This is a genomic window from Leptospira meyeri, assembly GCF_004368965.1.
GTDB lineage: Bacteria > Spirochaetota > Leptospiria > Leptospirales > Leptospiraceae > Leptospira_A > Leptospira_A meyeri.
In genome coordinates this window covers 75,250-90,337 of sequence record NZ_SORO01000003.1, presented here as the reverse complement: position 1 = coordinate 90,337, position 15,088 = coordinate 75,250, and the positions used below count along the sequence as shown (strand labels likewise).

At 38.7% G+C, this 15,088-nt stretch carries 11 protein-coding genes; 9 read left to right on the top strand and 2 right to left on the bottom strand.

Features of this window, described 5'->3' with window-relative positions; all coding sequences use genetic code 11:
- Positions 1–107: 107 nt before the first annotated feature.
- Entirely contained in the window at positions 108–2,873 is a 2,766-nt protein-coding gene (gene greA, locus CLV96_RS16495; RefSeq protein WP_004786579.1) for a transcription elongation factor GreA, read from the top strand.
- Here the strand turns inward: greA and CLV96_RS16490 are convergent.
- Positions 2,846–4,657 carry a hypothetical protein gene (locus CLV96_RS16490; RefSeq protein WP_004785684.1) on the bottom strand — a complete coding sequence of 604 codons (1,812 nt, stop codon included), beginning with the start codon at positions 4,655–4,657 and terminating at the stop codon, positions 2,846–2,848. The two genes, greA and CLV96_RS16490, sit on opposite strands and share 28 nt — an antisense overlap.
- Before the next feature lie 123 nt (positions 4,658–4,780).
- Between CLV96_RS16490 and CLV96_RS16485 the strand changes: the two genes are divergently transcribed.
- The 7 genes from CLV96_RS16485 (at position 4,781) to CLV96_RS16455 (ending at position 11,839) form a co-directional block, all read left to right on the top strand.
- Positions 4,781–5,335 (top strand): LPS assembly lipoprotein LptE, encoded by a 555-nt coding sequence (locus CLV96_RS16485; protein ID WP_004784243.1) that lies wholly within the window; start codon positions 4,781–4,783, stop codon positions 5,333–5,335.
- Between the two features lie 65 nt (positions 5,336–5,400).
- Entirely contained in the window at positions 5,401–5,838 is a 438-nt protein-coding gene (locus CLV96_RS16480; RefSeq protein ID WP_051012788.1) for a Fur family transcriptional regulator, read from the top strand.
- Entirely contained in the window at positions 5,838–6,953 is a 1,116-nt protein-coding gene (gene tgt / locus CLV96_RS16475) for a tRNA guanosine(34) transglycosylase Tgt (protein ID WP_134152050.1), read from the top strand. The genes CLV96_RS16480 and tgt overlap by 1 nt, the downstream gene beginning before the upstream one ends.
- 93 nt (positions 6,954–7,046) lie before the next feature.
- Positions 7,047–7,382: an STAS domain-containing protein gene (locus tag CLV96_RS16470; RefSeq protein WP_002975418.1), complete on the top strand. Its 336-nt coding sequence runs from the start codon at positions 7,047–7,049 to the stop codon at positions 7,380–7,382.
- A gap of 64 nt (positions 7,383–7,446) precedes the next feature.
- Positions 7,447–8,850 carry a lipoprotein LipL71 gene (locus CLV96_RS16465; protein ID WP_004786531.1) on the top strand — a complete coding sequence of 468 codons (1,404 nt, stop codon included), beginning with the start codon at positions 7,447–7,449 and terminating at the stop codon, positions 8,848–8,850.
- A gap of 71 nt (positions 8,851–8,921) precedes the next feature.
- Entirely contained in the window at positions 8,922–9,785 is an 864-nt protein-coding gene (nadC, locus tag CLV96_RS16460) for a carboxylating nicotinate-nucleotide diphosphorylase (RefSeq protein WP_004787287.1), read from the top strand.
- Positions 9,785–11,839, top strand: a complete 2,055-nt coding sequence (locus CLV96_RS16455; protein WP_004785207.1) for a RelA/SpoT family protein — start codon at positions 9,785–9,787, stop codon at positions 11,837–11,839. The genes nadC and CLV96_RS16455 overlap by 1 nt, the downstream gene beginning before the upstream one ends.
- Here CLV96_RS16455 and CLV96_RS16450 read toward each other — a convergent pair.
- The gene (locus CLV96_RS16450; RefSeq protein ID WP_004787512.1) at positions 11,829–13,157 is read right to left on the bottom strand and encodes an alpha-amylase family protein; all 1,329 of its coding nucleotides are present in this window, start codon (positions 13,155–13,157) and stop codon (positions 11,829–11,831) included. The two genes, CLV96_RS16455 and CLV96_RS16450, sit on opposite strands and share 11 nt — an antisense overlap.
- Before the next feature lie 54 nt (positions 13,158–13,211).
- Here CLV96_RS16450 and CLV96_RS16445 point away from each other — a divergent pair, with 54 nt between their 5' ends.
- Entirely contained in the window at positions 13,212–15,059 is a 1,848-nt protein-coding gene (locus CLV96_RS16445; RefSeq protein WP_420813724.1) for an extracellular solute-binding protein, read from the top strand.
- Positions 15,060–15,088: the final 29 nt, after the last annotated feature.

The following is a 15,088-nucleotide window of genomic DNA, read 5'->3' as shown; positions in this document are numbered from 1 at the left end:
AACTCTAGGACTGTTCTTTTTGCGGATTCATCGCTAAATTTACCGTAACAACTTTATAGGAACAATGAACACCCTTTATTGGAAATACGAAGAGGGAGATTCTTTTCATGCCTGATACTATTACCGAAGACAAATCAAACAAAATCGCCGAAAACGACAAACTAACTCCTCTTTTTAACGAGGAAATTTATGTACGTGCTGATGTTGGAACGGTCCCCGTTTCTAAATTCAAAATCTTTGACGATGTCATTGATGCATATAAGGCAGAAAATCGTTTAGCAGAAGCTAAACAAAAAATTGAAGACCATTTCAAAGAACATCCTGAGTCTATATCCGCCAAATATATGTTAATGATTATCTCTTTCATGGAAGATTCCATGGGAGATGCTAATTTGGTGAAGAACATTTTGGATGCTTTTAAAGCTCACGCCAAATGGACCATCATCGAATACATTACCGATTCTATTTTACGGTTCGGCGATCATAGACTCGCACTCCGTGTGAAAGCAGAGGCTCTTGACAAACTCAAGAAAAATAAAGAACTCAAAGTGGTTCTTGAAAAACTTGCCAAACAAGATCGTAAGAACCCAGAGATTGCTAAAAAATATGGTTTTTCCATCATGGAAGAGGACAAACCAAAAGCCATCTCTTATCTCAAACTTGCAGTTGAGATGTATGCCAAAAATAAAGAATACGTTCAGATGGAGGAGATTTGGCCTACCATCGTTCAAAACAATTATGAAGATGTTTCTTTCTTTGATAAAATTGAGCGTATCCTTCTTGGCCAAAGAGAAAAAACACGACTCGTCGGTCTTCTTTATCCAATCGTTGAACCTTTTAAGGCAATGGAAGATTGGGATCATGTGATCTACTTCTTAAAAAAGATTTTAGAACACGAACCTGCTTCTCAAAAAGCAAGAAATGAACTCATTCGTGCTTATAAACAAAAATACGTTGCACACTCACTTCTTGAAGATTTCCTCAAGATGAGCGAACTAGGTAACAATCGTAAGCCAGTAAAACTTTGTATCACTAACTTCGAAAGAAATATCGTATTTGATACTGGTAACTATGTAATGCATAGAAATTGGGGTGTTGGTAAAATCACTTCCATTTCCCAAACTGGTGACTCTATCTTTGTTGATTTTGAAGAAAAGAAAGACCATAAACTTTCCATCCAAATGGCGATCACTTCCCTTAAACCTTTGAAGAAAGACCATATTTGGGTGCAACACTACGAAGACAAACAAGCCATTAATACAATGTTTAATGAGAACTTAGCAGAGTTCCTAAAACAACTTCTTACTTCTTACGACAATCGGATGATCATTGCTGATATGAAGAACGAACTCATCGGAACGTTCTTAAAAGCTGAAGAATGGTCTAAATGGTGGGCAAAGGTGAAATCGGTTCTGAAAAAAGAAGCGAACATCGGAATGAATCCTAAGAAAAAGGATGAAGTTGTTTATCACGAAAAACCAATCACTCATTCTGAAACACTCACGCAAAAGTTCCAAGCAACGACAGATGCTAACAAAAAACTAGAAATTGCTATGGAAGCGGTTCGTGATGCAGATGAAGCTGCGGAAGCAGGTGAGTTTTTTATTGCTCATTATAACGAAGAAGAGTCAGCAAAAGATCCTATTCGTCGCCTTTCTGCATATCTGTATCTAGAAGAAGCAGGGAAAGCATGGCCGACGGAAGAGTTCTCTCATAAAATCCGTGATCCTGAGCTAAAGGCACTCATCCAATCTTTTTCCAAAGAGGATGCTTTAAAAATATCCAAAGCTTTGGAAAACACGGATATCAAAAAAGGATTCAAAGATCTGATCCGTGCCCACCATCCGGAGGCAATCAATATCCTGATTGGGCTTTTATTTGAAGTTCCAGTAAAGGTAAATCGCTCGGTTTTCCAAAACCTTGTATCGGATGAAAAGTTTGCCGAACTCAATTTGTTTGTTGAAACAGTTTGTAACAAATCAAAAGAAAACCCTGAAGTTTTCCTTTGGGTTGCCAAATCGATCTTATCTCATACTTGGAAGTTTGATTGGTTAAAGGTAAGTGAAGAAGATTTAGTTCTTCGTGTATTCCGTATCCTCAAACCCCTTGCAAAGATTGAAGACAAAGGAACGAAACTGAAAAACCAAGCGATGGACATTTTGTTCGGAAAAGACAATAGCCTTCTTCGAGACATTCTTTCCAATGCAGATGATGAATATGTTCGTAAACTTTTTGCATTATTCAAAGAAGTTCCTTATGTGACTGATTTGGAAAAAGACCAACTGTATGCTCTCATCAACGAACTCAAACCAAACATTGTTTGGGATGAATATGATTCCGAAGAAGATGCAGATGATGATCCGCTAGCAAACCTTCCAAGTGATGTCGTGCTTGTCACTCGTCGTGCTTTCAATGCGAAGAAACTTGAATTTGAACACCTTGTGAATGTAGAAATGGCGGAAAACTCTCGCGATATCGGAGAGGCCCAAGAAAAAGGGGACTTAAGAGAAAACGCAGAATACAAAGCAGCCATGGAAAAACAAGCGCAGTTGCAAGCGGCCATCAAACGTTTGGAAGCAGAACTGAAAAGTGCAAGGATCCTCGACTTAAGTGATGTCAAAACTGAGAAAGTAGGAATTGGAACCACTGTGCGTTTGAAAAACAAACAAACAGGGGAAGTGGTGACTTATTCCATCCTTGGTGCATGGGATGCAGATACAGAAAAAAATATCATTTCTTACCAATCTCCGCTCGCAAAATCACTTCTTGGAAAACATTCTGGAAACGAAGCAACATTGGTATTCGGTGCGACAGAGACAGTTTACGAAGTATTGGATATAGCTCGTTATTCCATGACAGGACAAGAGGCCTGAAGTTCTTCTTTCCAACCGCGAGTAGAAATTAAATCCACAAACGGTTCGGAAACATTTCCGGCGAAGTCGAAGGCCTTAGCTTCCAAAAGAAGATAAGGCCTTTCTTTTTGTAGACTTTTGGGAATGGTCACTCGAATGGCACGCCTATCGGGATCATATTCATATGGATAGGACTGCCCATCTATCGTAAGTTCTACGTTAGTTCGAAACCCGCTTCCCGTATCACCCAAAACATAATATCTTTCCTCAAAACATTGGTTTCTGATTTCAGGAAGTTCGATGTAACGCGCAAGGGAAGTCATTGGAAAAATGGTAGGGGGTGTTTCGTCAGATAAAACTAAAATAAATCCAAGTTTGGTGAGTTTAAAACTAAATCCGTTTGGTTTTCTTTTTTGTGTGATTGATTGGAATTTCCCAATGGAAGAATCGTAGAAATAAAGAGACTCTTTTGTTGGGATCGGGTAACCAAGGTTCCATTCCCCTGATCCTTCTCCTTTCCAACTCATCTTCTTGGTATCCAATTTGTAGATTTTACCTTTGAGAGGAAGCCCGCTAGGAATTTTAAAGGGGATGTCTTGCGCATTGATTTCAGTAATTTGTAATGATCCTTCTCCAGAAACTTCGGTCTTAGATAAATCAACTGTTAGTTTGCCATCTAAAGAATTGTAAATATTTCCTGTTTTTTTGTTTTTAGATAACCTTTCGTTAGTTTTTTCTTCTTTTTCATGAATTACGGTGAAATATACAGAAGATTTGTTTCCTGTGGCATCACGAAGGGAAACTTCTAAAGATAATTTTTCTTTTGGTTTGTATCCATCCAAATCTAAGGAAAAACCTTCTTCTTTAAAATTTTTCGACTGTTCATACATATGATAAAAATAAACAGGCGGGGCAAGTGATGATCGATTGATATCGTAGAACTGGTGTTTTTTGGAACCATCCTCATATGCCAAAAAATCAAAATTACGACTAAAAGTTGTTTTTCCATTCACAAACAAATCCATTCCGTATACATTGTTTTTGTTGCGTGATCGAATGAGGTCATACCCACTCATCCGAATACGAACTTTTCCTGTTAAAGAGATAGATTCAAAAAGATCTCCCGCATCAGTCAAAAGTTCATAACGGCCCTTTGATTTTTCTTTGGCAGTGAGGAGAATGGGGTTTTCTAAATGATCACCTTCTAAATACAGCGAAAGGATGGTGGGTGGAGTTTTATCCTTTTGGTGGATTTCTGGAAAATAGAGGGGGTTGATGATTCCTTTTTCAGCACGAAATTCGAGGTGGAGGTGGGAAATACCCGATCCCGATTCTCCTGTTTTGCCAAGGGAAGTTCCTTTTTTGGCTGCAAACATTCCTGGTGGAAGTTTGAGTTGAAACCCAGTGGGGTCTCCCATCAGTAAGATGGCCCGGCGAAGAAGTTCTAAATCATTTAAACTTCCACCAAATGAATGTAAGTGGGCGTATTTAGATTTGAGTTTGTATTTTGGACTGTAAAGATTCAAGGAAAGTCCATAGCCAGTTTTCGAATAACTAATTTCTTCTATATAACCATCAAACGTGGCTAAGATGCTATGACCATTGAGGCCATAGGATTTAAAATCAGAACCCAAATGTAAGTTGTGGTTTCGGATTTCAGCAAAGGTTCCAGAAACAGGAGAATAGTAGGGAAGTGGAAATCCCACTTCGTCCATAGGAATGTCGGGAATTTTTGACTCAGCCCATAGAAGACCGAATGAAAAAAAGAGTAGAACTGCCAAATTACGCAAGTGAGAGAACCTCATGGGAGAATCAGAATCCTCCCTCTTCCTTTGTCATGTCTTTCCCGAAACTCAGAGAATTTCCCTTCGTTTCGATTCCCTTGACAAACTAGACTTATGACTTAGGATGACAGGGAACAATTCAGTATGAAACGAGGCATTGTTTTCTTCTTCTTCATTTTCGTCTTTTCTGGTTGTGCCTTTTTATTTAAGGAGCCGGGCCGCCCCCCTAAAATTGATGGAGTTCCTATCCCTGATTCCAAACGTTTGATTTACATCCAAAATGTCAGAAACAATACCTATTCCCCAGGAATGCACACTCGTCTGACTCAGATGATCATAGAAGAAATAGACAGACGAGGAAGGTTTATCACCACCCGTGAAAAAACTCTCGCGAAATACCGGTTGTATGCGGAGATTGTCCACTACCAACAAGTCGGTGATCTTATGGATCTTGCTGACAGACAAATTACCTCGGAACTATTCGTAGTCACTCGAGTGGAAATCATTGAGGCGGAGACGGGAAATAAAATCCCTATGGAACGCAGCGAAATTCCCGGACGGGTCCATTTTTCGACCCAAGTTGGATTTCGGGAATCAGAATTGGAAGCTCAAAATCGCCTGCTTCGGGTGATGGCGCTTCGCATTGCAGAAGAATCAGAAAGAGCATGGTATTATTCTCTTTCTGGAATTTTGAATTAAGTTGAATCATTAGGAGATAAACCTTGCAAAACGATCCTATTTCCAGCGACGACACAAAAAAAGAGATGCTCGCCTTTGAAGAGTATTTGAAAGAAAAAGGACTGAAAATCACCAACCAACGTTTGTTAGTTGCACAAAAGATTTTTTCTTCACATAATCATTTTACCGCCGAAGGTCTTTTGGATGAATTAAAAGACAATAAGGATCGAATTTCCAAAGCAACCATCTACCGAATTCTTGCCATTATGGTAGAAGCAGGATTACTCGAAGAACATGACTTTGGTAAAGATTACAAATATTATGAACATATTATCGGCCATGAACATCATGATCATATAATCTGTATGCAATGTGGACGTATTGTTGAATTCATTGATGAACGAATTGAAGAACTACAAAACAAGGCAGCTTCTGAAAATGGATTTACGATCACTGGACATAGTTTGAATATTTTTGGTAATTGTTTGAATTTTGCCACTTGCGAACATAAAATCAAAAAATAGTGTCTTCTATTTTTAAAGAAAAATCTAAAGACCCTGGTTCTTATGCAAGAACTGGCACTCTTGATTTAAACGGAATCCAAATTGAAACTCCCATTTTTATGCCTGTGGGAACTAGAGGGAGTATCAAATCTCTTTCTTCTTCGGATATCGATGAGTTGGGATATAACTTAATCCTTGCCAATACCTATCATTTGTATTTAAAACCTGGGAAAGAAGTTTTAGACCACTTTCACGGCCTAAAAAACTTCATGTCTTACAAAAGGGCGTTACTTACCGATTCGGGCAGGTTCCAAGTGTTTAGTCTTGCGAGCCTTTTTAAATTTGAGGAAGATGGAGTTCGGTTCCAATCTCATATTGACGGTAGTCATCATAAATTCACTCCTTCCTCAGTCATTGATATGCAACGATCCATTGGCTCCGATATTATGATGGTTTTGGATGATTGTGCTCCCTATGGCAGTGATCTGAGACGATTGGAATTGGCCTTGGACAGAACACACCGCTGGGCGAAGGAATCATACAATTATTGGATGGAGAACCCCAATGGACAAAATGTATTCCCGATTGTCCAGGGAGGTGTGAACGAATCCCTTAGAAAACGAAGTTTAGATACATTACAAAATATAAATTTTCCAGGGATTGCCATTGGAGGCCTGAGTGTCGGGGAACCAAGACCAGAATACATTCGTATTTTAGAATGTTTGGCACCATTTTTTGACGAGGCGCGCCCTCGTTACCTAATGGGTGTGGGGACTGTTGTTGACATCTTAGAAGGTGTAAAAAATGGAATCGATATGTTTGATTGTGTTTTGCCAACAAGGAATGCGAGGAATGGCCAAGTGTTCACCTCTCAAGGCAAAATCAATTTAAGGAATGAAGCACATCGATTGTCAGATGGCCCCATTGACCCAGACTGTGGATGTAAAGTATGTGTAACATATAGCCTTGGCTACATTCGGCATTTACATAAAGTGAAAGAATTGACTGCTTTTTCGCTCTCAACGTACCATAACTTATTTTTTATGCAAAGCTTCATGGAAAAGATGCGAAAGTCCATAGAAATAGGCAATTTTCAGGGTTTTTATGACCATTGGAAAAATTTGTTTGGTAGCTAAAATTATTAGGTTGACGTATCTCTTTTTTTTGAATGCAATTGTACCGTCATTTCTACATTGATTGTAGCTTCACTGAGGAGTCTCTAGACACACATGGAAATCACCAGAAGGGAAAAAGATAAAATCGTAGTCCTTGATATAAACGGGGAAATCGACCTTTATAACGCGCCTGAGATCAAGGATGTAATTGCCAAATTGATCGAAGAACAAAAATATTGCATCGTCATCAATCTCGAGAAGGTTTCCTACATCGACTCTTCCGGAATTGGAGCTTTAATTTCAAGTTTATCTAACTTGAAGAAATACCAAGGTGGGCTTAAAATCATCAACGTAGCTGGTTCAGTTCGTAAGGTATTTGAACTCACAAAGTTGACTTCATTTTTTGAAATTTTCGACAGCGAAGACGAAGCCGTCACTGCTTTCAAGTAAAAGGGGAAGCGTATTTGCGCTTCTCTCTTACAAAATCCCCCGAAGAAAAATTAAGGAGTTTGTTATGTTAAGAAAGGAAAAGACAACAGTCTTTCTCTCTGGTTTGGTATTGTTTTCCATTGGATTTGTTAATTGTGCCCAAGAACTACCATTAAAAGAACTAGAGCTTGCCAAATCGCAAGTAGAAAGAGCAGAGAGACTTTCTGCTGAAGAATATGCTCCTGAGGAATATTCGGAAGCGAAAAAAAGTTTAGTTTCTGCTAATGAATTTGCTTCTGAAGAAAAGGCTTCTGATTCTAAAAAAAGTGCGGACTATGCCATTTCGAAAGCTTATGATGCTTTAGAAAAAACCTTACCAAAACTTGCCGCAAAATCTCGTGAAGAAGCTGTGACAGCCATTGATGCTGCTGATGAAGCCTATGCCGCTGAATACACTCCTGAAGAATTTAAAAAAGCTGTGACAGCAAGAGATGCAGGGGAGTCCAAGTTGGCACAAGCAGATGCAAGTCTTGCCTCGTATCTACGTGAAGATAAAGACGAAACAGCAAAAGAACTAAAACGAACTGTTGCCTTACAAGAATATGAAGATGCACATAATAGTTTCGTGGAAGCAGCGAAGATCAGCCAAAATGCCAAAAAAGTAGCTCTGGACAGATCGGGTTCTGTTCGTCAATCCGCAGATGAAGTTGATGCTGTATTAGAAAAAGCTTATACATATTCTAAAGGTGGAAATCCTGCCATCGATGAAGAAAAAGCCAGAGTTGCCTCAGCTCGTGAAGACATTGAAGCTGGACGTTTGAAAACGGCTGATGAAAAGATTAAAACTGCTCGATTGGCTTCTGCATCTTTACTTGCCACTGCAGTCAAAGATCATGCAAAAAACCGCAACTTACAAGCACGTGAAGTCGTAGAAGATGCCAATGCACGTTTTGGTGAATTGAACGCCGAAACATATTTGAAATCCAATGCAAAAGAATCTTACGCAAGCACACAAGAGAACTTAGGTGCTTCGAATGAATCTCTCCAAGCTTCTGGAAATCTTTTGGAGCAAGAAAAGTTCGATGATTCCATTTCTCAATCTGAAGAGGCCATTCGATTGGCAGAGATTTCGATTGATCAAATCGAAACTTTAAAAGGAAAATCCACTGTAGCGAAAAAAGATCGTAAAACGGCAGAAACGGATACAACCACCACTACTACTACCGAAGAGACAACAGAGAAAGCATCTTCTTCACAAGTGGAAGAACTTTCTGGTGGTTGGAAACGGTATACAGTTGAAAAATCAAACCCGGCTGACTGCCTTTGGAGAATTGCCGATAGAGAAGATATCTATAGTGATGCCAAACTCTGGCCAAGAATTTTTGAAGCCAATCGCAAATCGATTCGTAACAAAAATTTGATTTATCCAAAACAAAAATTGAATATCCCTCCTAAAACAGGGAAAATAGGAAAAGCCCCTAAACAATAAACATGGTTTAGGTGAATGGAAAAAAAGCTGTCGTAAGGGCAGCTTTTTTTTTGTCTAAACAATAGGATGATATGACTCGAGGATATACAACACCAGTCACAGAAATTTCAGAAAAAGACTTTGAGGCATTGGTAACTCTTGCCCTAGAAGAAGATTTGCCAGCGGGAGATATCACAACAGATTCCTTATTCAACTCGAATGAAAATTGTAAAGCCGAGTTACTTGCAAAAGAAGAGGGGGTTTTGTGTGGACTTGCGGTATTGCCTTGTCTCATTCGAAAAACCGGGGCAAACGTGAAATGGAAACATATATTAACTGACGGAGCAGAACTTTCCAAAGGAACTGTCATCGGAACTTTAGAAGGTTCTCTTGTGGATGTTCTGAAAATGGAACGGATTTTATTAAATTTCATCCAATACCTTTCTGGAATTGCAACAAACGCAAGCAAGGTGGCAAGGGAATTTCCGAATCTTCTTATTTTAGATACAAGAAAAACCTTACCTGGTTATAGAAAACTTGCTAAGTATGCAGTTTATACTGGTGGGGGAGCCAATCACCGTTTAAATTTGTCTGAGATGGCCATGTTAAAAGACAATCATGTAGCAAAAGCCGGATCCATCCAATCCGCTGTACAAATTGTTCGAAATGCTAATCCGGGGAAAAAAATAGAACTAGAAATCGATGGCCTCTCGCAACTAAATGAAGCTATCGCCTCAAATCCTGATATTATTTTGTTAGATAATTTTTCTGATTCAGAAACCGAAAAAGCTATTGAACTCATCAAAGAGAAATCACCTAAAATTCGTATTGAATGTTCTGGTGGAATCACTCCTGATAAATTAAAATTTCTATCTAAATTTCAAGATATAGGTGTGAGTATGGGTTATTTAACTCATACTGTAAAATTTTTAGATATAAGTTTGGACATTAAATAATGGGTTTATACCAAGATATCAAAGACAAGCAGGAGTTATTCGAAGCAGTTCAGAAAAGACTTGGCCCAGAAAAGGCCACGTTAATTGAAAAGGCATACCATATTGCTGACAAAATGCACGAAGGCCAAAAACGTTTGTCGGGGGAACCCTATATCATTCATCCCATGAATGTAGCTTCGGTTCTGGATGAACTGGGGTTGGACGAAAGGGCCATTGCAGCAGGACTTTTGCACGATGTTGTCGAAGATACAAGTTATAGTAAAGAAGATATGGCCCGTGAATTTGGGGAAGATATTGCAGCCCTTGTAGAAGGTGTGACCAAAATTTCTGAAATCAAATCACAATCAAAAGAAACAGAAGCGGCTGAAAATATCCGAAAGATGTTACTGGCAACCATCAAAGATGTGCGTGTCATGCTCATCAAACTCGCCGACAAAACTCATAATGTACGCACCCTAAAGTTCCAACCGGAAGAAAAACAGAAAAGAATTGCAAAAGAAGTTTTATCTCTTTATGCACCGATCGCCGGCCGTTTGGGAGTTTATAAAGTAAAGTTTGAGTTAGAAGATTTGGCTTTTCAGTCGTTACATCCAGAAGAATACCAGGAAATTAAAAAAAGAGTCTCTGCAAAAAAATCAGAACGTGATGAATATATTGAAAAAATAAAAATTATCCTGAAACAAAGGTTAGCTGAGATAAGTATTGATGCTCGTATTGATGGTAGGGCAAAACATTTTTATTCAATCTACAGAAAAATGGTCACAAAGGAAAAATCTTTTTCTGAAATTTTTGACCTTCGAGCCGTTCGGATCATCACAAATGAAATCAAAGATTGTTATGGGGTTCTTGGGATTGTGCATACTCTTTGGACACCCATTCCAGGAAGATTCAAAGACTATATTGCCACTCCGAAAACTAATCTTTACCAGTCTTTACATACAACTGTTTTTGGACCTGATGGTCGGCCCATGGAAGTGCAGATCCGTACCAAAGATATGAATGCCATTGCTGAGAATGGAGTGGCTGCACACTGGGCTTATAAAGAATCCACAAACCTTTCTAAAACTTCCGTTATTTTACAGAATGGTGTAGAAAATGCCTTTCGTATGAAGTGGTTAGAAATTTTGAAATCATGGCAAGACCCAAGCCTTGACTCTAAAGAATTTATGGAAGAATTACAATATGACCTTCATGAAGATGAGGTCTTTGTTTTTACTCCTAAAGGTGAGATCATTGAAATGCCAAAGGGGGCAACCGTTCTTGATTATGCGTTCCGAATCCATACAGATGTTGGATTGCACGCTCGTGGTGGTAAGGTTAATGGTCGGATGGTTACACTTCGTACGGAATTAAAGTCTGGAGACCAGGTTGAGATCATTACGGAAAAAAGTTCAAAACCCTCTCCGATTTGGCTACGAATTGTTAAAACTTCAGGTGCAAGGCAAAAATTACGTGCTTATTTTCGAAAATTGCAAGAAGACTCTCAACGAGAAACCATTGGTTCTGTTTTAGAAACGCAAACATCTGCTATTGATGAAAACACAATCAAAGAAATCAAAAAAGTTAAGATTAAGAAACCACATAAAACAAATCCACACCAAGAAGAATCGAAGGAATTTGGGATTTCTGTTGCAGGTTGGAACGATGTGCCTGTTCGTGTGGCCTCTTGTTGTACTCCTATACCTGGAGATGAAATCATTGGATTTATCACCAGGGGAAGGGGAGTGAGTGTTCATAAAAAAGATTGTTCGACGGCAAGTAAACAACTTGAGTGGATGAAAACCATTCCAGTCCGTTGGGAAGGGCCAGGGGAACCCATCCCGATCCAAATTGAAGTGCGTGCGAAAGACGTACAGGGTATCTACTTATCGATGGTAGAATCAATTTCCAGTACGGAAACAAATATTTTAGAAGCGGGGGCCTCTTCGCATCCTAATGGAACACTAACCGCCAAATTTATGTTAGAAGTGGATCATTTGGACCAACTCAAAGAAATTTTAGAAAACTTACGAATGATCCAAGGTGTGGTTTTTGCCGAGAGGGTTAAAAAATAAACCACTGCACTTGGTTTGGTCCAAGTTTGAAATAAACTCCTTCTTCGGATTTTGTTTGTGGGTATTTGTTTCCGGTCACTAAATCGGTTAATGTTTCCCTCGCTTGGATTCCTTCTTGAAAAGGAATCCAACCTGAGACTTCTCTATTGGTTTCATTCCATAAGATCAATTCTGTTTGGTTATCTGTTTGGATGGATTTGATAAAAATTGGAGTGCCATTCAATTCTTTGTAATTTGGTTGGAAAGAGATACTGTTTGTATTTCTTTTGGCAGTGGTTTTTAGTGCTCGTTTGTAAAATTCTTCTGTGGAAGGATTTGGTTTTTCTAAATCCGTCTGAATCATTTGGATAGGAATTTTTTTGGACAAACCGAGGTCCTGCCCTTCGTGGAATAATAAAATACATTCGGTAGCAGAAAGTAAGCTAAAGTAAGAATCTGCATTATCACCAAACTGATGTTTGGCTCTTTCTTCGTCATGGTTTTCTAAAAACCGAATTTTTGTCCTTTTTCCATTTTCATTCAAACCTTTCGAAACAAAAGGGAAATGATTCTCTTTTAGAGCATCATAAATAGATTTGTCATAAGTGGCATCAAACCCTAATTCGATTAGCCTATTTTCCATTCCCCAATATGCTTCTGCATAAAATTTAAACTTAGGGAACTTCTCTCTCACGGAATGAATGACTCGATTCCAATCATAGGCAGATATTTTTCCATGAGTTCTTTCAAATACATCAGGAAGGAGTAACATGGCCATATCGCACCGAACTCCATCAGAAACTTTCGCAATTTCATTTAAAATCTGAATGTGTTTTTTTTCGACATCGGGATTTGAAAAGTCCCATTGAATGGTATCGGTCCATCCATCAAAATAAGGATCTCGTCCATGAACATAGCGGCTCCCATTTGGATGTAAAAATGAATTTTTTGCAGAGACTGATTCACTTGCGATTAGAAATAAATTGGGATCTGAATCAATAAGAGGGGAATCAATCGCCATATGGTTTGGAACAAAGTCTAAGATTAGTTTTTTATTCCACTCTTGGATTTGCTTGTATACGTTTGTTAGGTTGTCGTTAGTGGAAACTAAAGGATCTGGTGTGTAAGAAAAAATAGAATAAGGGGATCCATAAATATCTTCTGGAAGGAGTGGGTGTTTGACTGCTTGGAACCCTGGTTGAAGTTCCGGCATAGAACGAGCGATGGACTGAGACATGGGGCTATTTTTCCAGACACCCATAAGCCAAATTTCATCAGCCCAAAGGAAAGGTAGGGAATTCTTTAGGGAAGGGAGAGCCGATTCGAGAGGTTCCTCCATTTTTGTACAAAAAATCCTTGAGCCTATCTCGTACAAATGGATTTGATGGAAGGGATGTTTCATAACAAAGTTCAAATATTCAAGTATAGTTCTTCCCTACGCAAGATAGTTTTGGTCGGTTTGGCAGGACTTTTGTCAATGCTCTTCTTCCTCCATTGTTCAGAAGAAGATTCAAAAGAATCCTTGTCCAAGGTAAATGATCTTCCTTGGGAAGGGGATCTGTCCTCCATTCCCAATGCACTTCGATTGAAAAATCCAGTGGCAGATCCTAAGGCTAAAAAAGGTGGAAGGATTCGGATTTATTCTCATCAATTTCCAAAATCTTTGAACTATTATTTGGACCAGTTTACAACTACTGCCAGGATCTTTACAAGTTTGTATGAACCACTTACTGGCTACCACCCGCTGACATTAGAAACCATTCCTCATTTAGCAAGGGATTGGAAAATTTCTCCAGACAAAAAGAAATTTACATTCTATTTAGATCCGAATGCGAGGTGGTCCGATGGGAGAGCCGTAACTGCTGATGATGTGATTTTTACCTATGATACGATCATGAATCCCAAAAATGGAACAGCAGTGTTCCGTGTATCATTGTCTAGATTTTTAAAACCAGTGAGGGTAGATGATCTAACAGTTGTTTTTGAAGCCAAGGAAGTTCATTGGAATAATTTCAACGATATTGCTTCGTCAATCTTCATCTTACCGAAACATCATTTCGAAGGAAAAGATTTTAACAAGGAAAATATGGAATTCCCTATTGTTTCAGGTCCTTACAAAATCACTGAAGTCAAAAAGAACCGCTATATTAAACTAGAAAGAAGAGGTGACTGGTGGCAAAGGGCTTATCCTTTTAACGAAGGCCGTAACAACTTTGACCAAATCGTTTATAAGGTTTATAACGAAGAAGCAGTGGCACTCCAAGCCTTTAAAAAAGGCGATATCGATATTTACCCTGTTTACTCTGCTTTTGTTTGGGTAGAAGAAGCAAAAGGTGATGCCTTTGATAAAAATTGGATCGCCAAACAAAGGATATTCAATTTAAAACCGATTGGGTTTCAAGGTTGGGCGATGAATTCCAGACGTTCAATTTTCTCTGACAAACGTGTGAGAGAGGCAATGAACCTACTTGTCGATCGTAAACTGATGATCGATAAACTTGCATATGGTGAATATGATCCAACAAATAGTTATTACCCTGATTTCTATTTGGGTGGCGAAAAAAATCCAAACCAACCTACAGAATTTAATATTGAAAAAGCAAGGAAACTTTTGGCAGAGGCTGGTTGGAAACCGAATGCAGAAGGAATTTTGGAAAAAGATGGAAAACCTTTCCAGTTTTCAATCTTAGATCGAGATAAAAAAACAGAAAAGTATTTCACCGTATTCTTAGAAAAGGCAAAGGAAGTAGGAATTCGAGCTTCAATCGATACTTTGGATTTGGCGGCTTGGAGTGAACGAGTAGATAAATACGATTTTGATATGACTTGGGCCGCCTGGGGTTCTGGAGTGTTTAAAGATCCCGAATCACAGTGGCTTTCTAAATATGCAGATGAAGAGGGACAGCCAAACCTACCAGGATTAAAAATTGCAGAAGTCGATAAACTGATTGAAAGACAAAAAACGGAATTTTCTGTTTCCAAACGAAACGAAATTCTAAAACAAATCGATCGAATTATTTATAAAGAATATCCTTATGTTTTGTTATGGCACTTACCAAGTACGAGATTGTTATATTGGCAAAAATATGGAGTTCCCAATTTACCTTTGGGTAAATATGGAGATGAAAGTTTTTCTTCAGACTACTGGTGGTATGATGAAGAGAAGGATAAAAAATTGTCAGATGCAGTTTCGCGTAAGGAAAAATTTTCAGATTACGAAGCCATTGTTCGCTGGAAGTAGAATTTAGACGTGTCTGAAAAAAAGGGCCC